The following is a 21,363-nucleotide window of genomic DNA, read 5'->3' as shown; positions in this document are numbered from 1 at the left end:
ATCCTGCGCCGTGGTGCCGCCCCGCGCGGCTGAACGTCCGCACCGCCACGGCGGGTGGGTCGGTCTGTCGCCCGAACCTGTTCCGGGACGCTACCCGGTGGCCCGCAGGACGGTCAGCTCACCGCGGTCGGCGTCCACCCGCACCCAGTCGCCGGTGCGCACCGTGGTGAGCGGGTCGCCGTCGAGGTCGGTGAGCGCGGGTACCCGGGTGACCACCACGCCCAGCGCGATCTTGGTGTTCATGGTGGTGAACACCATCGCCGCGGGCGCGGTGCCCATCAGCCGGGACATGTGGAACATGCCCGACCAGCCCGAGGAGCCCTTGGCGCCGGGGAAGACCAGCACCTTGCCGGCGAAGGACTGCCCCACCAGCTCGTGCCGCAGCTCGATGACCCGGCCGCGGCGGGGCTCGACCCCGCCCCAGCCGGACAGCGCCTCGGTGGTGACCAGCGCCTCACCCTCCGCGACCCCGCCCACCAGCCCCCGGCCGCGCAGGGTGACCGCGCTCATCGCAGGGCCCCCTGCCAGGTGCCGGTGACGGCGGCGTCGACGCAGTCGCGCAGCGTGCCGAACCAGCCCTGCACGTCCATGATCGCCGGCAGGTAGTGCACCTGCTTGGCCGAGTCGGTGGCGATCACCCGGGTGCCGGCGGGGAGGAACTGGCCGATCGCCGGGCAGGTGTCGCTCATCAGCCGGGCGCCGGCGGCCTCGAGCGCCCGCGCGTAGCCGTTCTGCTCGGCCACCTCGCGCAGCGCCCGCGGGGTGAACACCCACAGCTCGCTCTCCGCGTGCACCCGGCGGCCCTCCAGCAGCCGGACCACGTCGCGGATCTGGCCGAGCGTGGCGTGCGGGCAGCCGATCATCACCAGGTCCACGGAGGTGTCCCGGCCGGTGGAATTGAGGTGCTCGTAGGTCTGCTGCCGCTCCGCCGGCCCGTAGGGCAGCCGCTCGGCGGGCAGGGCGCCGTCGAACGCCTCCTCGACGGTGCGCGCCTCGGCCGTGATGCCGGGCACGTGGTAGAGCTCGACCCCGCCGGAGGACGCCGCGGCCGCGCCGAAGTGCTTGAGCTTCACCAGGTCCGGGGTCGCGGTGATCCCGTCGAGCACGGGCACGCCCTCGGCGACCTGCTCGCCGATCCAGTAGCCGAGCAGGCCCCAGTCCAGCGTGTCGACGACGGGGACGCCGACGTCGACCAGGTGGCTGCCGAACCGGTTCTCCGGGAGGTGGTAGCCCCAGTAGGGGATCTTGCCGGTGAGCATGGCGGCGCCGGTGCTCTCCCGGCCCTCCACGTTGGTGCGCGCCCCGAGCACGGAGTTGACGTAGACCACCGCCGAGGACTCCATCCAGGCGCAGTGCTCGCCCTTCACCGGCACGTTGCCCACCTGGTAGGGCGTGCAGGTGTTCATCAGGTGGATGCCGTGCTCGGCGCTGTAGGCCTCGCTGGCCACCACCACGTCCCGCTCCTCGGGGGAGACGCCCTGCAGCTCCCAGTTCCGGGTGTCCATCGGGCCGATGAGCTGGTAGCTCTGCGCCCGCACCGCCGGGATCGGCAGCGGGGCCGGGGCGTCCAGGCTGTGCTCGGCGAACGCGGCGTCCGGCCCGGGCGATCCGCAGACCATGGTGTGCCGGGAGCCGAAGAGGTTGGCGCCGCACACGTTGTCGGTGTCGACCAGCCGTTCGGCGCCGAGCACCTCGCCGTACCGGACCAGCAGGTCCATCGCGGCCGCGACCGCCTCGCCCTGCTCGCCGTCGAGCATCGCCTGCTCGTCGGGGGCCAGCCTCATGCGCCCTCCTCCTGCCCGAGCCACGCGCCGTCCTTCTCCAGCCGCCGCTGCAGCTCGGCGACGTCGACGTCGCCGGCGGCGACGCCCGCGCCGAGGGCGAGGTCGGCGGCCACGCCGACGGCCTGGCCCATGGCGAAGCAGGGGCCGGTGACCCGGGCGCTGGACTGCCCCTCGTGGGTCATCGACGCGCAGCGCCCGGCGACGTAGGTGTTGGTGAGCACCTGCGGCACCAGCATCCGGAAGGGCAGCTGGTTGTAGCCGCGGTTGTCCTCGCCGCGCTGCCAGCGGATGTCCACGTCGCCGGCGACGTGCGCCTCGACCGGCCAGCCGTTCACGCCGATGGAGTCGGGGAAGTCGGCGCAGTCGAGGATGTCGTCCTCGGACAGCTGGTAGGCACCGATGATCCGGCGGGTCTCCCGGATGCCGATCGACGGCGCGATGTCGACGACGTAGGACTCCGCGAAGCCGGGCACCGACTCCTGGAAGAACGGGAAGACGTCGCGCACCTGCCGGCGGCCCTGGAGCTCGCCGCGGGAGAGCTGACGCAGGTCGGTGCCGTCGATCGCGCTGCCGTCGACGTTGCTCAGCTGGGTCAGGTTGGCCCGCCACTCGAGCGGGTTGCGCTGCGGCCGGACGATCGGGCGCTTGCGGGGGAACCGGTAGCGACCGGCCTGCTCGGCCTCCTCCATCAGCCCGGGGATCTGCCGCTGGGCGGCCACCGCGGCGTCGGCGTCCACGCCGTTCACCCGGAACATCAGCGAGGGGTAGAGCATGCCGTGCGCCGGGTCGGTCTTCTCGTACGGCGCCCCGGCCCAGGCGGCGACGTCGCCGTCGCCGGAGCAGTCGATGAACACCTCGCCGGTGATCGCGCCGCGGCCGGACTTCGACTCGACCAGCAGGGCACCGACGGTGTGCTCGTCGCTCATCAGCACCCCGACGCCGAGGGCGTGGAAGAGCACGTCGACGCCGGACTCCACCAGGACGTCGTCCAACGCGATCTTGTAGGCGGAGATGTCGTAGGCCTGCGCCAGGATCCGGTCGGCGAAGCTCAGGTGCGGCGGGTTCAGCCCGCCCAGCCGGTCGACCCGCTCGAGCACCTCGTCGGCCAGTCCGTGCACCACCTGCTTGTGCTCGCCGTGCACGTTGGCGTGCAGCCCGCAGAACGTGCTCAGTCCACCGCCGCTGCCCGCGCCGCCGGCGTAGCCGTACCGCTCCACGAGCACGGTGGAGCGGCCGGCGCGGGCCGCGGCGGCCGCCGCGGTCACCCCGGCCGGGCCGCCACCGACGACGACGACCTCGTAGGCGCCGAGCACCGGGGTGCGGCGGCTGGGCTCGTCCAGCCAGGTGGGTGGTGCGCTCACGGGGTGCTCGTCTCTCGGGGGCGCGGGGGTGGGGTCAGCACGGCGCCGGCGGCGACCGGGGAGACGAGCTGGCGGTAGATGGACAGCCAGCCGGTGTCCGGCTGCACCTGGTTGCGGTCGGCCCAGGCCGCGGACCGGCGGGTCAGCTCGTCGGCGGGCACCTCCAGGTCGACGCGGCGGTGCACCAGGTCGATGACGATCGGGTCGCCGTCCTCCACCAGGGCCAGCGGCCCGCCGACGGCGGCCTCCGGGGAGACCTCCCCGACCACGGTGCCGGTGTTGACCAGGCCGGACATCTGGCCGTCGGTGACCAGCGCGACGCTGTCGCCGAGCCCGGCGCCGTCCAGGGCGAAGACCAGCGCCGACCCCAGGGCCATGCCGGGGCCGCCGACCGGGCCGAGCCCGCCGAGCACGACCACGTGCCCGGGCCGGATCTCCCCGGCGGACAGCCCGGCCAGGGCCTCGTCCCGGGTGCCGTAGCAGAGCGCGGTGCCGCGGAAGACCTGCTCGCCGGTGTCGTGCACCGGCCGCTTGACCACGGCTCCACCGGGGGCCAGCGAGCCGTGCACGATCACGATGCTCGGCCGGTCCCCGAAGGGCCGGTCCACCGGCCGGACGACCTCGGGGTCGGTCACGGTGACCCCGGCCAGCGCGTCGCCGAGGGTGCCCCCGGCGACGGTGCGGGCCGAGAGGTCGAGCAGGTCCCCGAGCTGGCGCATCACCGCCCGGGTGCCCCCGGCCGCCTCGAGGTCCTCGATGGAGTCAGGCCCGTTGGGCCGCACCGAGCACAGCAGCGGCACCCGGTCGGCCAGCTCGGCGAACAGCCCGGGCACGTCGACGTCGCAGCCGGCCTCGTGCGCGATCGCCTGCAGGTGCTTGATGCTGTTGACCGACGCGCTGGTCGCCAGCATCACGGTCACCGCGTTGGCGAAGGCCGCCGGGGTGAGCACCTCCCGGGGCCGGAGCCCCTCGGTGACCAGCTCGACGATCCGGGCCCCGGCCCGGCGCACGCCGTCCCACATCGCCGGGCTGTTGGCGAGCACCGGGGTGGTGCCGGGCAGCGCGATGCCGAGCGCCTCGCACGCCATGTGCATGGAGTTCGCCGTGCCCATGCCGGCGCAGACACCGGGGCCGCGGATGGCGTTCTCGCTCATCCCGGTGAGGTGGTCCAGGGTCATCCGGCCGGCCGCGACGTGCCCTGCGGCGAGGAACACCTCCTCGATGTCGACGTGCTCCCCGTCGTACCGCCCGCTGGGCTGGTAGCCGCAGCCGACGATGATCGTCGGGATGTCCAGCCGGGCGGCGGCCATCACCTGCCCGGGCGCGGTCTTGTCGCAGGAGGCGAGGCAGACCATGCCGTCGAGCTGGGCGCCCTCGACGGCCACCTCGATGTCGTTCACGATCAGGTCGCGGCTGGGCAGGATGTAGCGCCCGTCGCGCCCGGCGCTGGTGATGAAGTCGCTCGGGGCCGCGGTGCGCACCTCGAACGGGAGCCCGCCGGCGCCCCGGATGGCCTCCTCCATCGGCCCGACGACGTCGTCGAGGTGGCTGAAGCAGATGGCCAGCTTCGACGAGGAGTTGACGATGGCGATCTTGGGCTTCGTCATGTCCTCGTCGGAGATGCCCAGCGCCCGCCACTGCGCCCGGCGGACAGCCCAGCGCGAGCTGCCCACCTGGAGGTTGCTGCGCAGCGGAGCACCGGTCACTGCTTGGCCACCGAGTCGTGCCAGGGGATGACCAGCCGCTTGGTGGTGGTGACGGCGAGGTAGAGCAGCGAGCCCATCAGGGCGAGCAGGACGATGACGGCGAACAGCTGGGGGGCGTTGAGCGCGTTGAGGCTGGAGACCACCAGGTGGCCCAGCCCCTCGCTGCCCCCGAGGTACTCACCGACGATGGCGCCGATGACGGCGAAGACGATGCCGACCTCTGCCCCCGCGAAGACGTAGGGCAGCGTGCTGGGCAGCTCCAGGCTCTTGAAGGTGGCCCAGCGGCTGGCGCCGAGGCCGCGCATGACGTCGCGGTGACCGCGGTCCACGGAGCGGACGCCGAGCATCACGTTGAGCATGATCGGGAAGAACGCCAGGATCGCAGCCATGATGATCTTGGAGGTCATGCCGAAGCCGAACCAGATGACGAAGATCGGGATGAAGGCGACCTTCGGCACGACCTGCAGCGCGACCAGCGCCGGCTGGACGGCCCTCTCCAGCCACAGGACGCGGCCGAGGACGGCGCCGACGGCCATGCCGACGACCAGGGCGATGCCGAAGCCGATGAGGACCTCGGCCAGGGTGATCCAGATGTCGCGGTAGACCGCGCTGCTGGACAGCAGGTCGACCAGGGAGTTCCAGACGGCCAGCGGCGCGGGCAGGATGAACTCGGAGACCCCGACGACGCTGACGGCGAACTGCCAGCTGCCGATGAGCAGGATCAGCATGATCGGGGTGCTGATCCAGGGCAGGGCCTTCATGAGCTTCTCGCGGTCGCCGGACCCCGCGCGTCGCCCGCTCGTGGTCGTGTCGTTGCGTACGCCGTTCTCGACTGCGGTCATCAGTCCTCCTCGTCCAGCTCGGTGCGCAGCGTGCGGACGACGTCCTGGAACTCGGTGGACGTCTCGGTCTCCAGAGAGCGGGGACGGGCCAGGCCGACGGGGGTGATGGAGCGGATCCGCCCGGGCCGAGGGGAGAGCAGCACCACGCGGTCGGCGAGGAACACCGCCTCGGGGATCGAGTGGGTCACGAAGACCACGGTCGCGCCGGCCTGGGCGTGGATGTTCTGCAGCTCCAGGTTCATCTTGTCCCGGGTCAGCGCGTCCAGGGCGCCGAAGGGCTCGTCCATCAGCAGGATCGTCGGGTCGTAGCTCAGCGCCCGGGCGATCGCGGCGCGCTGTCGCATGCCGCCGGAGAGCTCCCGGGGGTAGGCCTTCTCGAAGCCGGGCAGGCCGACGAGCTCGGCGAGCTCGCTGGCCCGGGCCAGCCGCGCCTTCTTCCCCATGCCCCGCAGCTTCAGCGGCAGGGAGATGTTCTCCGCCACCGTGTACCAGGGGAACAGGTTGGCGTCCTGGAAGACCAGGCCGAACTGCTTGAAGGCCTCGTCGTTGCGCTTGCTGCCGCGCCAGATCGGCGCCCCGTCGGCCTCGACCTCGCCGGAGGTGGGCGGCAGCAGCCCGGACAGGATCCGCAGCAGGGTGGTCTTCCCGCAGCCGGAGCGGCCGACCAGGGAGATGAACTCACCCCGGGCGATGGTCAGGTTCACGTTGCTGAGCGCGTGCACCTCGCCCTGCCGGGCCTGGTAGGTCTTGTCCACGTTGGTCAGCCGCAACTGCGGGGGCGCTCCACCCCCCACCGGCGCCGCGGTGGGCTCCGGGGCCCCGGAGCCCCGTTCGGGTGCGCCGGGCGGCGGGGTCGGGGTCGACCTCGACCCGGTGGTCCGCGGGTCGGTCGCGGGGTGGTGGGTCACCCCGGCGTTGGTGCCCGGAGCGGTCTCGGGCGGGACGTCGGCCGTGGCGCCGGGCGGGGGCGTGGTGCCGGGCAGCCGCATCAGTTGCCCCCGGGGAGGAACTCGTTGGTGAACCACTCGGAGGGGTCCAGGCCGTCGTCCTGGATGAACCCGCCGTCCACCATCTCCTGGTAGACGGCCTCCCACTGGTCGGCCACGACCGCGCCGAGTTCGTCCTCGCCGGCTGCCGTCCAGGACTCGACGTAGGTCGACATGCTCTCCCGGGCCACCTCGGGGGTGCCCAGCGCAGGGATGTCGTAGGCCGAGAGGCACTCGAACGTCTCGGCGAAGCCGTTCGCCTCGTCCTCGATGATGAACTGCAGCGTCTCGTCGATCGCCGCGAGGTACCGGCGCAGCTGCTCCTGCTTCGCCGGGTCCTCGCTCTGCTCCTGCGAGGTCACGTAGACCTGGCCGCCGCTGGAGATGGCGTCGTTCGGGGCGTAGACGACCGCGTCGGGCTGTTGCTGCTCCAGCTGCACGGCGGTGTCCAGCGAGACGATGTAGCCCCCGATCCGGCCGGAGGAGACGAGGTCGAACACACCCGGGGCCAGCCCGACCACCTGGGTCGGGACGTCCTCCGGCGCGATCCCGGCCGAGGCCGCGACCAGCTCGAGCAGGATCTGGCTGGTGCCGCCCTCCGACGGGGTGCCCATCAGCCGGCCCTCGAGGTCCTCGGCGGTCTCCAGCGGGTCGCTCTCGGCGGAGATGAAGCGGATGGTGCCCTGCTTGGTGGGCTGCCCGACGGCGACCAGCGGTGCGCCGCGCTCAGCGACGGCCAGCTGGGTCTCCAGGTCACCGACCCGGGTGATCAGCGCCGACCCGGCGAGCACCGTCTGGATCGCCTGGGCGGAGCCCTGGGTGGTCTCGAAGCTGACCTCCAGGCCCTGGTCCTCGAAGTAGCCGCACTCGGTGGCGACGAGCTCCGGGGCGAAGGAGAGGCTGGCCAGCGGCAGGATGTTCAGGAACGTCACCTGCTCGACGCCGCCGCCGCCGCCGTCGCCGCCGGAGCCGGATCCGGCGGCGGACCCCTCGGCGTCGCTCCCGCCGCAGGCGGCCAGGAGCAGTGCGGCGAGGCCGAGGGCGAGGGGTGCGCGGGCGGCGCGCACCGGGGAACGGGGTGAGGTGCGGCGACTGCTCATGGACGGTCTCCTCGTGAGGCGGTGGACGCGGGGCAGGGGAGGGGCTCATCGGGCACGGGGTGGTCCGCGGCGCCGGAACGGCCGTCGCGCGCGGGGCCCGGGCGGTGCTGCGGAGCGCTCACGCTGCCCTCCCGGTGGCTCGACGGCGACGTCCCGAGGCGGGTGCCAGGAGGACGGTGTTCGTTATCCGTACAACCGTGCTGTTGCCGTACATGTTATCGGGGTCACATCTCGCGATGTCAATGCCGGACGGCGCGCTTCCGGAGCGCACACCGACGAGCACCCCGGGAGCAGGGCGCCGTGTGGTGGGTGGGAGCGCAGCGGCCGGACCCGCGCGCGGGTACCGGCGGCCCGGGGCGGTGCGTGGGGAGCTAGGCGGAGGCGCGGCCGTCGCCGGCGCGGGGCGCGCGGATGACGACGGTGGTGCCCTCGGGGCCGGGTGTGGCGGTGATGTCGGCGAGGGCGCTCATCAGCATCCCGCCGCGACCGCGGTCCATGCTCGGGACCCGCTCGCGCCACTGCCCGTAGTCGCGCACGGTGATGACCACCGCGTCCGCACCGGCCTCGGCGGTGACGTCGAAGAAGGGCTCGCTCGGGTCCTGGGCGTGCTCGATCGCGTTGGTCGCGGCCTCGCAGGCGGCGAGCGTCAGGTCGTAGGCCTGGTCCTCGTCGAGCTCCGCCGCGGCGAGGAACCGGCGCAGCGCCCGGCGCAGCCCGGCGATCGACTGCGGCACGGAGGCGAACCGCCAGCGCTCCCGGGAGACGCCGTCGGCGGCCGGGGGCGGCGGAGGGGTCGGGACGTGCACGGCGGGCCGGCGGCTGGCCGGGACCAGCGACCGCACGTCCGGGGCGGGGGACGCGGTCGCGGCCGCCGGGGGCGGCGCCGGGCGGCTGCGGCCGGCGCGCTCCACCGCGACCCGGACCCGGTGCACCAGCTCGGCACCCTGGAACGGCTTGGCGAGGTGGTCGTCGGCGCCGGCGGCCAGGCCCTCCACCGCGGCCTCCTGCCCGGCCCGGGCGGTCAGCATGATCACCGGGATCGACCGGGTGTCCGGGTCGGCCTTCAACCGGCGGAGGAGCTCGAACCCGTCGACCCGCGGCATCATCACGTCGGTGACCACCACGTCCGGCCGGTGCTCGGCGACGCTGCGCAGCGCCTCCTCGCCGTCGGCGCAGGTGCGCACCGCCCAGATCGGGGAGAGCAGGCGGATCAGGTAGCTGCGCATGTCGGCGTTGTCGTCGACGACCAGCACCGTCGCCGTCGCGCCCGGCGGTGCGACCGGGTCCGGCAGGACCGCGACGTCCTGCTCCCAGCCGGCCGCGGTGCCGCGGGCGGCCTCGGAGGGGGCCGGCGGGGTGTCGCCGTCCGGCGCGGCGTCGGGGGAGCCGAAGGGCACGGTGACGGTGAACGTGCTGCCCACGCCGGGCTCGCTGGCCACGCTGACCGAGCCGCCGTGCAGGGCCACCAGCTCGCGGACCAGCGCCAGGCCGATGCCGGTGCCCTCCCGGGTCCGCGCCGCCGAGCCCTGCACCCGGTGGAAGCGGTCGAAGACCAACGGCAGCTCCGCGGCGGGGATGCCGATGCCGGTGTCGCGGACGGTGAGCACCATCTGGTCGCCCGCCGCCCGCAGGCTGACCGCGATGCTGCCGACGAAGGTGTACTTCACCGCGTTGGAGAGCAGGTTGAGCACCACCTTCTCCCACATCCGCGGGTCGACGAAGGCCGGGCGCGGCAGCGGGGGGCAGTCGACGGAGAGCTCCAGGCCGGCCCGCTCGGCGGCCGCGCGCAGCACCCCGGCGAGCTCGGCGGTGAACGCCGCGACGTCGGTCTCCACCCGGACCGCGGCGGCGCGGCCGGCCTCGATGGCCGCGACGTCCATCAGGTCGTTGACCAGGCGCTGCAGCCGCTGCCCGTTCCGCAGGGCGAGGGCCAGCTGGTCGCGGGCGCTCTCCGGCAGCGCGGCGCCCGGGTCGGCCAGGACGTCGCTGATCGGGCCCAGCAGCAGGGTCAGCGGGGTGCGCAGCTCGTGGCTGACGTCGGAGAAGAAGGCGGTCTTGGCCCGGTCCAGCTCGGCCAGCGCCTCCGCCCGCCGCCGCTCGGCCTCGAAGGCCCGGGCGTTGCCCAGCGCGGTGGCCACCTGGCCGGCGGCCAGCTCCAGGAAGGTGCGGTACTCCCCGTCCAGCGCGAGGTTGGGGCTCACCCCGGCGACGAGCTCCCCGACGAGGTCACCGCCCGGCGCGGTCAGCGGCAGCACCAGGGCGGTGGTGACCGGGTCGGACCAGGCACCACCGCGCAGGCCGAGCTCGGCGACCGGCCCGGGGAGCGCGCCCGGGCCGGTCGGCTCCGCCGGCAGCAGCTCCGGTGGGCAGCCGATCACCGCGGCGCGCTGGAGGCCCGCGTCGGTGTAGCGGTAGACCGCGGCGAACGGCAGGTCCAGCGGGTCGCTGCCCAGGGTGGCGCTCAGCGCGACGAGGAGCTGCTCCTCGTCGGCCAGGGAGGCGCCGGTGGTCGACAGGTCGTGCAGCAGGCGCTGCCGGCGCTCCCCGAGCACCTCACCGGTGACCTCCGTGCACACCCCGAGCATGCCGCCGACCGAACCGTCGTCCTCGAAGGCCGGTGCGTGCGAGACGGTGAAGTAGGTCTCCTCGCGGTAGCCGGCGCGCTCGAGCAGCAGCGGCAGCCGGGGCAGCCAGGAGGCCTCGCGGGTGGCGATCGCGTGGTCGACCGGACCGGCGAGCGCGGCCCAGCCCTCGGCGAGGGTGACCCGGATGTCCTCGCCGATCGCCGGGTGCTTGGCACCGATGAACGGCGCGTAGGCGTCGTTGTAGAACTGCGTGTACTCCGGCCCCCAGGTCAGCACCATCGGGTAGCGGGAGGCGAGGACGGTGCGCACCGCGTAGCGCAGGCCCGCCGACCAGGAGCTGACGGCGCCCACCGGGGTGGCCGACCAGTCCAGGGCGGACATCAGCCGGCCGGCCTCGCCGCCGCCGGTGAAGAGGTCGTCCACCGCGCCGGACGAGGGGTCAGGGGTCACCGTGCACCCTCCTGAGCTCTGCCGGCACGACCGGGAGCGCCGCGCGCCCTGGAACGGCAGCCGAGCGTGCGTAGCCAGCCACCGTGGGCAAACTACCTGCCAGCGGCTGGGGCCGGGTGGTCGAGGCGGTCGGCCCGGCCTGCGGAACCGGGTGGGTCACGGGTTGGATGGGGGCAGTCCCCGCCGGGACGACCCGGCGCCGAACCCCGAGGAGACCCCGTGGCAGAACTGACCCGCCCCGACGTCGAGCCGCCCACCGGTCCGGCCCCCGACGACCTGGTGATCGAGGACCTCGTCGTCGGCGACGGCCCGGAGGCCACCGCCGGCAGCCTGGTGAGCGCCCACTACGTCGGCGTCACCCACGACGGCGGCGAGCAGTTCGACGCCTCCTGGGACCGCGGCGACCCGCTGGAGTTCCGCCTGGGCGTCGGCATGGTCATCCAGGGCTGGGACGAGGGCATGCAGGGCATGAAGGTCGGCGGCCGCCGCCGGCTGACCATCCCCCCGCACAAGGCCTACGGCGACCGGGGCGCCGGTGGCGTCATCAAGCCAGGCGCCACCCTCGTCTTCGTCGTCGACCTCGTCGGCGTCCGCTAGTCGAGCAGGTGCCCTCCCGGCGGTCCGCCGGGAGGGCGCCGTCCCTCAGACCGCGGGCTGGCGGTAGAACTCGCGCGGGTCGGAGGCGAGCGCTGCCTTGACGTGCCGGCTCCAGTCGTCGACCAGCACCTCCCAGTCGCCGGCCTGCACGCCGTCGAGCGCTGCCCGGACGACGTCGGCCGGGTCGCTCATCGGCCCGGTGTAGCCGGCCATCATGTCGGTGTCGGCCGCCCCGAGCACCACCCCGGTCACCTGCGTGCCCTGGCCGGTGAGCTCGAGTCGGACGCCGTTGGTCAGGCTCCACGCCGCCGCCTTGGCGGCGGCGTAGGCGTTGGCGCCGTCGGTGGAGAACCAGGACAGCGCCGACAGCACGTTGAGGATCGCGCCACCGCCGTTGGCCGCCAGCACCGGCGCGAACGCCCGGACGACGTCCAGCGTGCCGAAGTAATGGGTGTCCATCTCCCGCCGGATCTCGGCGAGGTCGCCGGTGACCAGGTTGGCGCGGGTGGTGATCCCGGCGTTGTTGACCAGCAGTGTCACGTCGCCGGCGGCGGTCGCTGCGGCGGCCACCGACTCCGGGTCGGTGATGTCGAGCCGCAGCACCTCCGCCCCCGGGACGTCGACGAGCTCGGGACGGCGGGAGGTGGCGTAGACCTTGGCGGCGCCGCGCTCGAGCAACTGCCGGGCGAAGTGCCGGCCGATGCCGCGGTTGGCGCCGGTGACGAGGGCGACTGATCCGGTGATGTCCATGGGGGCTCCTTGCGCTCGGGGTGATCTGTCCGGGACGCTAGAACCTGACGTCGACGTCAGGGTCAAGTGTGAAGCCGATCACCGAGGGGGTCCGGTGCTGCGCATCGGAGAGGTCGCCAGCCGTTCGGGCGTGAGCGTCCGGGCGCTGCGGTACTACGAGGAACAGGGGCTGCTGGAGGCCGAACGCACGCCCAGTGGGCAGCGCCGGTACCCCGAGGACGCCGTCGGTCGGGTGCGTTTCGTGCAACAGCTGTACGCCGCCGGGCTGACCAGCAAGGACGTCCTCGAGCTGCTGCCGTGCGTGCACACCGGCGTCGCCACCCCGGACATGCTGGCCCACCTGGCGGAGCAACGGGACCGGATCAGCCGGCAGATCGACGAGCTCGCCCGGGCTCGGGAGCGGCTGGAGGAGATCATCCGCATCGGCGCGCAGCACGTGCCCGCGGCCTCCTGACCCGCCCGGCGATGACTTCCGGGCGGTCGGGGGGTCCTCCCCGCATGACCACCCCACCGCATCCCACCCAGCCGGTCGACGCCGTCATCGACGCAGTCATCGCCAAGGACGGTGCCTTCCCGACCTACCTGGAGCTCCCCGGCTCGGCCGAGGTGCTCGGCACCCGCCGGGCGGTGAAGGTCGCCGGGACGCTGGACGGCCATCCGTTCGCCGCCACCCTGATGCCCTCGGGGCAGGGCCCGCACTGGCTGCCGCTGAGGAAGGCGCTGTGCACCCGGATCGGCAAGGGCGAGGCCGGCGCCCCGGTGCGCGTCCACCTGGAGCAGCGCTCCAGCTGACCGTCGGGCCCGGTCGACCGTCGGGTGCTCGGCGTCGAGGTGCCCCCCGACGGAATGACCTGATCACTGCGGCGGTTGGGCCCGGCATGCAGGTCGAGGTGTGGTCCGACGTCGTGTGCCCGTGGTGCTACATCGGCAAGCGCAAGCTGGAGACGGCGCTCTCCCGCTTTCCGCACGCCGACCAGGTGGAGGTCGTCTGGCGGTCGTTCCAGCTCGACCCGAGCATCCCCGAGGGGCACACCGAGCCGACCCTCCCCGCGCTGGCCGCCAAGTACGGCAGCAGCGTCGAGGAGATGGCCGGCCAGATGCGCCGGGTCGAGGAGATCGCCGCCGGTGAGGGCCTGGAGTACCACCTGGCCGACGGCGTCAGCGGCAACACGCTGCTGGCCCACCAGCTGATCCACCTGGCCGCCGGGCACGGGCTGCGCAGCGAGATGAAGGAGCGGCTGCTGCACGCCCACTTCACCGAGCAGCGGTCGGTCTTCGACGTCGACGCGCTCGTCCCGCTGGCCGTCGAGGTCGGGCTGGACGAGGCGGAGGTGCGCGCGGCGCTGGCCGACCGCCGGTTCCTGCCCGCGGTGCGCTCGGACATCGAGACAGCCCGGGCCCTCGGCGCGACCGGCGTCCCGTTCTTCGTCGTCGACCGCACCTACGGGGCCGCCGGTGCCCAGCCCGCCGAGACGCTGCTGCAGCTGCTCGAGCGCGCCTGGGCCGACACCCACCCGCTCGTCACTGTCCCCGCCGCCGAGGGCTGCGAGGACGGCAGCTGCAGCGTGTGAGCGAGGCCGCTAGCCGAGCAGGCGCGGGGCGCGTTCCAGCGCCGTCCGCGCGTCGGCGGTCAGCCGCCGGACGACGTCGGTCGCCGACTCCTCGGCGGTGACCAGCCCGACGGACTCCCCGGCGTAGACCGGCGCGGCGGAGAGGTCGCCCTCGGCGCGCGCCCGGCGCACCCACTCGGCTGCCCGGGTGTCCCCGCGCAGTTCCGCCTCCCGGTCGTGCCAGGTCTCGGTGAACTCGTTGGCCAGGGCCCGACCGGGCCAGCGGTCCGGCCAGGCCAGCCCCTGCGCGATGTCGAAGGCGCGGGTGAGCACGGTGTCGTCGCCGCTCGCAGCCCGGATCCGCTCGCGCGCCGCCGGCGCGTTGGCCGCCTCGGTGCAGCTGAGGAACGGGGTGCCGAGCCACGCCCCGGCGGCCCCGGCCACCAGCACGGCGGCCAGCCCGGCGCCGGTGGCCACCCCACCCGCCGCGAGCACCGGACGGTCGGTGGCGGCCAGCACCTCCTGCAGCAGCGGCAGGGTGGCCCGGCGCCCGGTGTGGCCCCCGGCCTCGGTGCCCTGGGCCACGATCACGTCGACGCCGGCCGCGTGCGCCCGGTCCAGGTCGTCGAGGGTGTTGACGGCCGTGGCGACGGCGATCCCGGCGTCGTGCAGCGGGCCGACGAACGGCGCCGGGTCGCCGAAGGAGACCGACACCAGCGCCGGCTCGGTGGCCACCGTGGCGGCCAGCAGCTCGGGCCGGTCGGCGAGCACCCAGGCCATCAGCCCGACGCCGAAGGAGACGTCGGCCTCGGTGGGCAGCCGGGCCTGCTCGGTGAGCCACTCCGGCGTCGTCCCCGCGCCGACGCCGATCATCCCGAGCCCACCGCCGAGCGAGACCGCCCGGGCCAGCCCGCCCCCGGCGACGCCGGCCATCGGCGCCCCGAACACGGGGGTGTCGAGGTCGAACCAGCGGGTCAGCGGGGTCTTGATCACCACCCCATCGTCGTCCTCGGAGCTCAGCGGCGCAGCACGTCGGCGGTGAACGCCGCCAGCCGTTGGCGCAGCCCCTCGGCCTGCTCCTCGACGGCGAGGGCCTGCAGCTCCTCGCTCAGGTGCTGGGCCGACGGCGGCACGTCCCGCACGCGGCCGGCGCACCGCAGGTCGGCGCAGATGTAGGTGCCGATCGTGTTGCCGTTGCGCCCGGCCTCGCCCACCCGCCGGGCGGTGAACAGCGAGATCGCGTCGGCGCTCTGCACGCTGTGGCAGAGCAGGCACATCGCCGAGCGGCGGCTGGACATCTTCGTGTCGGCCGCGCGCAGCGCCAGGCCGACGGTGCGGCCCTCGTGCTCGTGCACCAGCCAGCCGCGCAGCTCCGCCTTCGGGTCGCGCCAGCCGAGCACGTCGGCCGCGGCCCAGTCGAACTGGTCGATGTCGCGGGGGAGCGTCATCGCCGCGGCCTCGCTGCGGGAGCAGTTGACCAGCGAACGGCGGATCGCGGCCTCGGACAGGGCCTGCACGGGGCGCCTCCTGGGATGGGACGGGGTGAGCCGGCCCAGCAGGCTATGCACCGGCCCGGTGCAGGGGCCAACGAATTTCGTCCGAGGAGCGCGGGAGCCCCGGCTGCCAAGGGCGGCCGGGGCTCCGGGAGGCGCGGGGTGGGACGGTCAGCTGGCCGCCGGGCCACCCTGCTCGGTGCCGGAGAGCCTGCGCAGGAACTCGTGGCAGCGCGCGGCGCGCTGGGAGTCCTGCTCCATCACCTCGCGGAAGAACGAGGCGACGTCGTCCAGGCCCGCGTTCTCGGCGTCCCGGACGTACTGGCCGTAGTCGTGCCCGGCCTTGAGCGAGTGGTACTGCACGGAGATCAGGTCGTACGTGACGTCGGCGAAGCCGGTCTCACCGGTGGCCATGGGTCCTCCTTCGCGAGTTCACACGGAGCCGTTGCTCGGCCTGTGGACGATTGCGCCCCCGCGTTACCCGACGCCGTGGTGGGTGACACACGAACGGTGCGGACCGGTCCGTCTCAGGTCCGGTCGGTGGTCGGCGCCTCGCCCACCGCGCCGGCGAAGCCGCCGGTGACGTCGCCGCCCCCGGCCTCGTCGGCCTCGGTCCGCGCGGAGGTCAGCTCGTCCTCGCCGGTGGCGACGGCGTCGTCCTCGGTCGAGGCGAGGTCCTCGCCCTCGCCGAGCGCGCCCGGGTCGGCCTGGGTGGTGCGCGGGTCGTTCAGCGGGTCCGGGACGTCGGGATCGGTGACGGTCATGGACACGGCGTTCCCGCCGGGGTGGCGGCTGAACCGTCGCCGACGGCGGCCTCCGCCCACGGCCGCGGCTCGGGATGAGCCGCGTCGCCCGATGGTGAGCCGCACCACGGCGCGGCTCACCATCAGGTCTGGCGGCTCAGGCCTGAGCGGTCGGCTGCTCCACGCGCACCGGGTCCGGGCCGGTCCACGGGCCCAGCCGCTGCAGCAGCCGCTCGCGGGAGGCCAGCCGGGGGCCGGCCTGCACCGGGTAGGTCTCGTAGGAGCCGGTGAGGGCCCGGGCTGCGTGGACGGCGAAGTTCGGGTCGTCCTGCGCCTCGCGGGCCACCGCCACCAGGTCGGCCTGCCCGTCGGCGACGACGGCGTCGGCCTGGGCGGGGTCGACCAGCAGCCCCACGGCCATCGTCGGGATCCCGGCCTGCTCCCGGATCGCCGCGGCGAACGGCACCTGGTACCCGTAGCCGATCGGGTGCTCCCAGCCGGGGCCGATGCCACCGCCGGAGACGTCGATCGCGTCGACGCCGAGGGCCTTCAGCTCGCGGGCGAAGGCGATGGTGTCGTCCAGCGTCGTCCCCTCGCGGGTGGCGTCGACGGCGGAGACCCGCACCATCAGCGGGAGGTCGGCCGGCCACACCGCACGGACGGCGGTGACCACCTCGAGCGGGAAGCGCATCCGGTTCTCCAGCGAGCCGCCGTACCCGTCGTCTCGCCGGTTGGTCAGCGGGGAGAGGAACTGGTTGAGCAGGTAGCCGTGGGCGGCGTGCACCTCGGCCACCTGGAAGCCGGCGGTCAGCGCCCGGCGGGCGGCGGCGACGAACGCGTCGCGCACCCCGGCCAGCTCGGCGACGGCCAGCGGGTGCGGCGCCGTCCACCCCTCGCCCATCGGCACGGCGCTGGGGGCGACCGGCGTCCAGGGCTCGTCGCCGGGGCGGGCGTTCTCCGCGGTCACCTGGCCGTTGCCGTCCCACGGGCGCAGCGTGTTCGCCTTCCCGCCGGCGTGCGCCAGCTGGATCGCCGGCACGCTGCCGTGCTCGCGCAGGAAGGCGGCCACCCGGGCCAGGCCGGGCACCTGCGCGTCGTTCCACAGGCCGACGTCCCCGGGGCTGATCCGGCCGTCGGCGGTGACCCCGGTGGCCTCCACCATGACCAGGCCGAACCCGCCGAGGGCGAACCGGCCCAGGTGCACCAGGTGGTAGTCGCCGACCAGGCCGCCGGAGACGCAGTACTGGCACATCGGGGCGACGGCCAGGCGGTTGCGCAGGGTCACCCCGCGCAGGGTCAGCGGCTGCAGGAGGGCGGGGCTGCTCGGTTCGCTCACGACCCGCACAACAGGACATCCGTCCCGGTACATCCCCGGGCGAGCTGAGTCACACTTGCAGTAGACGTCTTATACGTACTCAAACCAGCGGCTAATCTCGTGCGATCCGCCCCGGCCCCACCGACGTGGCCGGGACGGCGCTCCCCAGCCGTCCAGCACCAGCGCCGGTGTGGTCCCCGCACCTGGCGTACCCCAGAGGAGACGCCGTGACTTCTGTTGCCACCCCCGGCCTCGACAACGCCCCGACCACGCACCCCCGGCTGCTCGCCTGGGTGCAGGAGATGGCCGAGCTGACGACGCCGGACCAGGTGGTGTGGGTCGACGGCAGCGACGAGGAGTGGGAGCGCCTCACCACGAAGCTCGTCGACGCCGGCACGTTCACCCGGCTGGCGGCGAAGCCCAACTCCTTCCACTGCGCCTCCGACCCCAGCGACGTCGCCCGGGTCGAGGACCGCACGTTCATCTGCTCGGTCGACGAGGCCGACGCCGGCCCGACCAACAACTGGATGGACCCGGCCGAGATGAAGGCGGTGATGACCGAGCTGTACCGCGGCTCCATGCGCGGCCGCACGATGTACGTCATCCCGTTCTGCATGGGCCCGGTCGAGGCCGAGAACCCGATGTTCGGCGTGGAGCTCACCGACTCGGAGTACGTCGTCGTCTCCATGCGCGTGATGGCCCGCATCGGCAGCCGGGTGCTCGAGGCGATGGGCACCGACCGCGACTTCGTGCCGGCCATGCACTCCCTCGGCGCACCCCTGGAGCCCGGCCAGGCCGACGTCCCCTGGCCCTGCAGCCAGACCAAGTACATCGTGCACTTCCCCGAGGAGCGGGCCATCTGGTCCTACGGCTCCGGCTACGGCGGCAACGCGCTGCTGGGCAAGAAGTGCTACTCCCTGCGGATCGCCTCGGTGATGGCCCGCGACGAGGGCTGGCTCGCCGAGCACATGCTGATCCTCAAGCTGACCAGCCCGCAGCAGAAGACCTACTACGTGGCCGCGGCCTTCCCCAGCGCCTGCGGCAAGACCAACCTGGCCATGCTCGAGCCGACCATCCCGGGCTGGAAGGTCGAGACCCTCGGCGACGACATCGCCTGGATGCGCTTCGGCGAGGACGGCCGGCTCTACGCGCTCAACCCCGAGTACGGCCTGTTCGGCGTGGCGCCGGGCACCGGCTGGGACACCAACCCCAACGCGATGCGCACCATCGACCAGGGCAACTCGGTGTTCACCAACGTCGCCCTCACCGACGACGGCGACATCTGGTGGGAGGGGATGACCGACGAGCCGCCGGCGCACCTGACCGACTGGAAGGGCCGGGACTGGACGCCGGAGTCGGACGAGCCGTCCAGCCACCCGAACAGCCGGTTCTGCACGCCGATCACCCAGTGCCCGATCCTGGCGCCGGAGTACGAGGACCCGAAGGGCGTGCCGATCTCGGCGATCCTGTTCGGCGGCCGCCGCAAGACCACCATCCCGCTGGTCAGCGAGGCCCGGGACTGGAACCACGGCGTCTTCATGGGGGCCACGCTCTCCTCGGAGACCACCGCCGCGGCCACCGGCGCCGTCGGCGTCGTCCGCCGCGACCCGTTCGCGATGCTGCCGTTCATCGGCTACAACGCCGGCGACTACTTCAAGCACTGGGTCGAGACGGGCAAGCAGCACGACGCCACGAAGCTGCCGCGGGTCTTCTACGTGAACTGGTTCCGCCGGGACGCCGACGGCGGCTTCCTGTGGCCCGGCTTCGGGGAGAACAGCCGGGTGCTCAAGTGGGTCGTCGAGCGCCTGGAGGGCACCGCCGCCGCCGAGGAGACGCCGGTCGGGCACGTGCCCACGCCGGACTCCCTCGACGTCTCCGGCCTGGGCATGACCCGCGAGCAGGTCGAGCAGGCGCTGCGCGTCGACCCCGAGGAGTGGCGCGCCGAGGTGCCGCAGATCACCGAGTGGTTCGAGAAGTTCGGCGACAAGCTGCCCACCACGCTCTGGGACGAGCTCGAGATCCTGAAGAGCCGGCTGGCGTAAGACCCCGGTCCGCGCCGGCAGCGTCGCCGTCGCGGTCCGGCTCCCGGACGGCGTCCCGTTCCCGACAGCGTGGTCGGGGACGGGACCCCGTCGTGCCCGGGGCCGGACGGGTCCGTCGGTTACCGTGGCGGCGGCACGCACCACCCCGTCCCGGAGGCAGTCCCGCTCGTGCCCAACCCCTACCTGCACGTGCTGCGGACGCCGCACGCGGTGCCGATGGTGCTGGCCGCCCTCATCGGTCGGCTGCCGCTGTCGATGCTCGGCCTGGGCAGCGTGCTGCTGGTCCAGGACGAGACCGGCTCCTACGGGCTGGGTGGCGCAGTGGCCGCCGTCGGGGCGGTCACCACCGCCGTCGCCGGCCCGGTGATCGGCCGGCTGGCCGACACCCACGCCCAGCGGCGGGTGCTGCTCACCGTGCTCGCCGCCTTCATCACCTCCGGCGTGCTCTTCCTCGCCGCGGTCCGCCAGGACTGGCCGCTGTGGACGGTGTTCCTCTTCGCCGGCGCGGCCGGGGCGAGCATCCCGCCGGTCGCCTCGATGATCCGGGTGCGCTGGACCCACCTGCTGCGCGGCACGCCACGGCTGCCCGCCGCGCTGGCCATGGAGTCGGTGGTCGACGAGTTCGTCTTCATCGTCGGCCCGGTGCTGGTCACCTTCCTGTCCACGACCGGGCACACCACCTCCGGCCTGGTCACCGCCTTCACCCTGGCCGCGGTCGGTGGCCTCGCGTTCGCCGCCCAGCGGCGCACCGAGCCGCCGCCGGCCGAGCACGAGCACCGCGGCGGCCCCTCGGCGATGCGCACCCGCGGGCTGCGGGTGCTGTTCGTCGTCGGGGCGGCGGTCGGGGCGGTCCTCGGCACGCTGGAGATCGCCCTGGTCGCCTTCGCCGACGAGGTCGACCAGCGGTCCCTGGCCGGGCTGCTCATCGCCGGGCTGGCCGCCGGGTCGATGGCCTCCGGGATCGGCTGGGGGGCGGTGCACTGGCGCCTGCCGCTGCGGCACCGGCTGGTGGCCGCGCTCCTGGTGCTCAGCGTGCTCACCGTCCCACTGGTCCTCGTCGACTCCCTCTGGGTGATGCTCCCGCTGGTGGTCGTCGCCGGGATCGCCGTCTCGCCCTCGCTGATCAGCGCGTTCACCCTGGCCGAGGTGCTCGTCCCACGCGCCGCCGTGACCGAGGCGTTCACCTGGATCGGCACGGCCCTCGCGCTCGGCGTGGCCGTGGGCGCCTCGCTGGCGGGCAAGATCGTCGACACGGTGGGGGCCAACGCCAGCGTGCTGGTGGCGACGGTCGCCGCCCTCGTCGCGGCCGTCGCCGTGGCGCTGGGGCAGCGGCTGCTGCACGTGCCCGCCGAGCACGTGGCCGACCCTGCGCTGGCGCGGTGACCGCTCCCCGCCCGGCCGCCGGCGGCGGCCGGGTGCTCGGGGTGGCCCCCGAGCGGCTGGGCCGCTGGCTGGACGGCGTCGCCGAGCGGCACGGTGCCTTCGCCGACGTGCGGGTCGAGGACGGCGACGTGGTGGTGACCTGCGCCGACTCGACGTGGCTGCGGGTGGGGGGCCCGCCCGGTTGGACCCCGGGGCCGGCGGTGCTCACCTCGCTGACCGTCGCCGCCCGTCAGCCGCGGCGCACCGCGGTGCTGCTGGTCCGGCGCGGCCGCTGGGCGGTCGGGGTGTTCGACGGCGCCGCGCTCGTCGTCTCCAAGGTCGACGCCCGGCAGGTGCAGGGCCGCACCGCCGCCGGTGGCTGGTCGCAGCAGCGGTTCGCGCGGCGGCGGGCCAACCAGACCGACGCGGTGGTCGGCGCGGCCGCCGACACCGCGGCCCGGGTGCTGCTGCCGCACGCCGGCGGGCTGCAGGCGCTCGCCCCCGGCGGTGACAAGGGGCTGGTCGCCGAGGTGCTGGCCGACCCGCGGCTGCGCCCGCTGGCCGCGCTGCCCCGGCTCGGCCACCTGGACGTCGGTGAGCCGACGAAGGCGGTGCTGCTGCGGACCCCCGCCCAGTTCCGCGCCGTCCGGGTGCACATCGTCGAGCCGGGCGAGCGACCGGCCGGCTGAGACCGGTC

21 protein-coding genes are annotated in these 21,363 nt (G+C 74.1%); 7 read left to right on the top strand and 14 right to left on the bottom strand.

Annotated features, from left to right (window positions below; all coding sequences use genetic code 11):
• Positions 1 to 90: 90 nt before the first annotated feature.
• From ACI79A_RS03610 to ACI79A_RS03575, 8 genes are all read right to left on the bottom strand, one after another.
• The gene (locus ACI79A_RS03610; protein ID WP_457080019.1) at positions 91 to 510 is read right to left on the bottom strand and encodes an aconitase X swivel domain-containing protein; all 420 of its coding nucleotides are present in this window, start codon (positions 508 to 510) and stop codon (positions 91 to 93) included.
• The gene (locus ACI79A_RS03605; protein ID WP_457080017.1) at positions 507 to 1,784 is read right to left on the bottom strand and encodes an aconitase X; all 1,278 of its coding nucleotides are present in this window, start codon (positions 1,782 to 1,784) and stop codon (positions 507 to 509) included. The genes ACI79A_RS03610 and ACI79A_RS03605 overlap by 4 nt, the downstream gene beginning before the upstream one ends.
• Positions 1,781 to 3,145, bottom strand: a complete 1,365-nt coding sequence (locus tag ACI79A_RS03600) for an FAD-dependent oxidoreductase (protein WP_457080015.1) — start codon at positions 3,143 to 3,145, stop codon at positions 1,781 to 1,783. The genes ACI79A_RS03605 and ACI79A_RS03600 overlap by 4 nt, the downstream gene beginning before the upstream one ends.
• On the bottom strand, positions 3,142 to 4,851 hold the full coding sequence (ilvD, locus tag ACI79A_RS03595; protein WP_457080013.1) for a dihydroxy-acid dehydratase: 1,710 nt from the start codon (positions 4,849 to 4,851) through the stop codon (positions 3,142 to 3,144). The genes ACI79A_RS03600 and ilvD overlap by 4 nt, the downstream gene beginning before the upstream one ends.
• Positions 4,848 to 5,693, bottom strand: coding sequence for an ABC transporter permease (locus ACI79A_RS03590; RefSeq protein ID WP_457080011.1), 846 nt, complete (start codon positions 5,691 to 5,693; stop codon positions 4,848 to 4,850). Before ACI79A_RS03590 ends, ilvD begins: the two co-directional genes overlap by 4 nt.
• Entirely contained in the window at positions 5,693 to 6,463 is a 771-nt protein-coding gene (locus ACI79A_RS03585; RefSeq protein ID WP_457080009.1) for an ABC transporter ATP-binding protein, read from the bottom strand. The genes ACI79A_RS03590 and ACI79A_RS03585 overlap by 1 nt, the downstream gene beginning before the upstream one ends.
• A 218-nt stretch (positions 6,464 to 6,681) precedes the next feature.
• Positions 6,682 to 7,779, bottom strand: coding sequence for an ABC transporter substrate-binding protein (locus ACI79A_RS03580; protein WP_457080007.1), 1,098 nt, complete (start codon positions 7,777 to 7,779; stop codon positions 6,682 to 6,684).
• 371 nt (positions 7,780 to 8,150) lie between these two features.
• On the bottom strand, positions 8,151 to 10,814 hold the full coding sequence (locus ACI79A_RS03575; RefSeq protein WP_457080005.1) for an ATP-binding protein: 2,664 nt from the start codon (positions 10,812 to 10,814) through the stop codon (positions 8,151 to 8,153).
• Positions 10,815 to 11,033: 219 nt separating this feature from the next.
• Here ACI79A_RS03575 and ACI79A_RS03570 point away from each other — a divergent pair, with 219 nt between their 5' ends.
• A complete protein-coding gene (locus tag ACI79A_RS03570) occupies positions 11,034 to 11,411 on the top strand; it encodes an FKBP-type peptidyl-prolyl cis-trans isomerase (protein WP_457080003.1) in 378 nt (125 codons plus the stop codon).
• Positions 11,412 to 11,456: 45 nt separating this feature from the next.
• Here ACI79A_RS03570 and ACI79A_RS03565 read toward each other — a convergent pair whose 3' ends face one another.
• Complete coding sequence (locus ACI79A_RS03565; protein WP_457080001.1) at positions 11,457 to 12,161, bottom strand: SDR family oxidoreductase; 705 nt, start codon at positions 12,159 to 12,161, stop codon at positions 11,457 to 11,459.
• Positions 12,162 to 12,255: 94 nt separating this feature from the next.
• Between ACI79A_RS03565 and ACI79A_RS03560 the strand changes: the two genes are divergently transcribed.
• From ACI79A_RS03560 to ACI79A_RS03550, 3 genes are all read left to right on the top strand, one after another.
• Entirely contained in the window at positions 12,256 to 12,615 is a 360-nt protein-coding gene (locus tag ACI79A_RS03560) for a MerR family transcriptional regulator (protein WP_457079999.1), read from the top strand.
• A gap of 44 nt (positions 12,616 to 12,659) precedes the next feature.
• Entirely contained in the window at positions 12,660 to 12,953 is a 294-nt protein-coding gene (locus ACI79A_RS03555; protein WP_457079997.1) for a DUF1905 domain-containing protein, read from the top strand.
• An 86-nt stretch (positions 12,954 to 13,039) separates the two neighbouring features.
• The gene (locus ACI79A_RS03550; RefSeq protein ID WP_457079995.1) at positions 13,040 to 13,732 is read left to right on the top strand and encodes a DsbA family oxidoreductase; all 693 of its coding nucleotides are present in this window, start codon (positions 13,040 to 13,042) and stop codon (positions 13,730 to 13,732) included.
• A 9-nt stretch (positions 13,733 to 13,741) separates the two neighbouring features.
• On the opposite strand, the gene ACI79A_RS03545 is transcribed toward ACI79A_RS03550, so the two are convergent.
• The 5 genes from ACI79A_RS03545 to ACI79A_RS03525 all read right to left on the bottom strand — a co-directional run bounded on the left by ACI79A_RS03545 (position 13,742) and on the right by ACI79A_RS03525 (position 17,283).
• Positions 13,742 to 14,704 carry an NAD(P)H-dependent flavin oxidoreductase gene (locus tag ACI79A_RS03545; RefSeq protein WP_457079993.1) on the bottom strand — a complete coding sequence of 321 codons (963 nt, stop codon included), beginning with the start codon at positions 14,702 to 14,704 and terminating at the stop codon, positions 13,742 to 13,744.
• Positions 14,705 to 14,727: 23 nt separating this feature from the next.
• Complete coding sequence (locus ACI79A_RS03540; RefSeq protein WP_457079991.1) at positions 14,728 to 15,228, bottom strand: FBP domain-containing protein; 501 nt, start codon at positions 15,226 to 15,228, stop codon at positions 14,728 to 14,730.
• Between the two features lie 147 nt (positions 15,229 to 15,375).
• The gene (locus ACI79A_RS03535) at positions 15,376 to 15,618 is read right to left on the bottom strand and encodes an acyl carrier protein (RefSeq protein ID WP_457079989.1); all 243 of its coding nucleotides are present in this window, start codon (positions 15,616 to 15,618) and stop codon (positions 15,376 to 15,378) included.
• Between the two features lie 113 nt (positions 15,619 to 15,731).
• Complete coding sequence (locus ACI79A_RS03530; RefSeq protein WP_457079987.1) at positions 15,732 to 15,968, bottom strand: hypothetical protein; 237 nt, start codon at positions 15,966 to 15,968, stop codon at positions 15,732 to 15,734.
• Positions 15,969 to 16,104: 136 nt separating this feature from the next.
• Positions 16,105 to 17,283 (bottom strand): NADH:flavin oxidoreductase/NADH oxidase, encoded by a 1,179-nt coding sequence (locus ACI79A_RS03525; RefSeq protein ID WP_457079985.1) that lies wholly within the window; start codon positions 17,281 to 17,283, stop codon positions 16,105 to 16,107.
• Between the two features lie 206 nt (positions 17,284 to 17,489).
• Between ACI79A_RS03525 and ACI79A_RS03520 the strand changes: the two genes are divergently transcribed.
• The 3 genes from ACI79A_RS03520 to ACI79A_RS03510 all read left to right on the top strand — a co-directional run bounded on the left by ACI79A_RS03520 (position 17,490) and on the right by ACI79A_RS03510 (position 21,355).
• Positions 17,490 to 19,304 (top strand): phosphoenolpyruvate carboxykinase (GTP), encoded by a 1,815-nt coding sequence (locus ACI79A_RS03520; RefSeq protein WP_457079983.1) that lies wholly within the window; start codon positions 17,490 to 17,492, stop codon positions 19,302 to 19,304.
• 168 nt (positions 19,305 to 19,472) lie between these two features.
• Positions 19,473 to 20,687: an MFS transporter gene (locus ACI79A_RS03515; RefSeq protein WP_457079981.1), complete on the top strand. Its 1,215-nt coding sequence runs from the start codon at positions 19,473 to 19,475 to the stop codon at positions 20,685 to 20,687.
• A complete protein-coding gene (locus ACI79A_RS03510) occupies positions 20,684 to 21,355 on the top strand; it encodes an acVLRF1 family peptidyl-tRNA hydrolase (RefSeq protein WP_457079979.1) in 672 nt (223 codons plus the stop codon). The genes ACI79A_RS03515 and ACI79A_RS03510 overlap by 4 nt, the downstream gene beginning before the upstream one ends.
• Positions 21,356 to 21,363 lie beyond the last annotated feature (8 nt).

This window comes from Modestobacter sp. SYSU DS0657 (assembly GCF_054050925.1).
The sequence above is the reverse complement of the archived record's forward strand: the minus strand, read 5'-3'. Positions and strand labels throughout refer to the sequence as shown.

Coding starts and splice junctions, on each gene's coding strand:
- ACI79A_RS03535 (WP_457079989.1), bottom strand. CDS start 15,618: ATGGCCACCGGTGAGACCGGCTTCGCCGACGTCACGTACGACCTGATC.
- ACI79A_RS03550 (WP_457079995.1), top strand. CDS start 13,040: ATGCAGGTCGAGGTGTGGTCCGACGTCGTGTGCCCGTGGTGCTACATC.
- ACI79A_RS03580 (WP_457080007.1), bottom strand. CDS start 7,779: ATGAGCAGTCGCCGCACCTCACCCCGTTCCCCGGTGCGCGCCGCCCGC.
- ACI79A_RS03605 (WP_457080017.1), bottom strand. CDS start 1,784: ATGAGGCTGGCCCCCGACGAGCAGGCGATGCTCGACGGCGAGCAGGGC.
- ACI79A_RS03555 (WP_457079997.1), top strand. CDS start 12,660: ATGACCACCCCACCGCATCCCACCCAGCCGGTCGACGCCGTCATCGAC.
- ACI79A_RS03565 (WP_457080001.1), bottom strand. CDS start 12,161: ATGGACATCACCGGATCAGTCGCCCTCGTCACCGGCGCCAACCGCGGC.
- ACI79A_RS03530 (WP_457079987.1), bottom strand. CDS start 15,968: ATGACCGTCACCGATCCCGACGTCCCGGACCCGCTGAACGACCCGCGC.
- ACI79A_RS03590 (WP_457080011.1), bottom strand. CDS start 5,693: ATGACCGCAGTCGAGAACGGCGTACGCAACGACACGACCACGAGCGGG.
- ACI79A_RS03610 (WP_457080019.1), bottom strand. CDS start 510: ATGAGCGCGGTCACCCTGCGCGGCCGGGGGCTGGTGGGCGGGGTCGCG.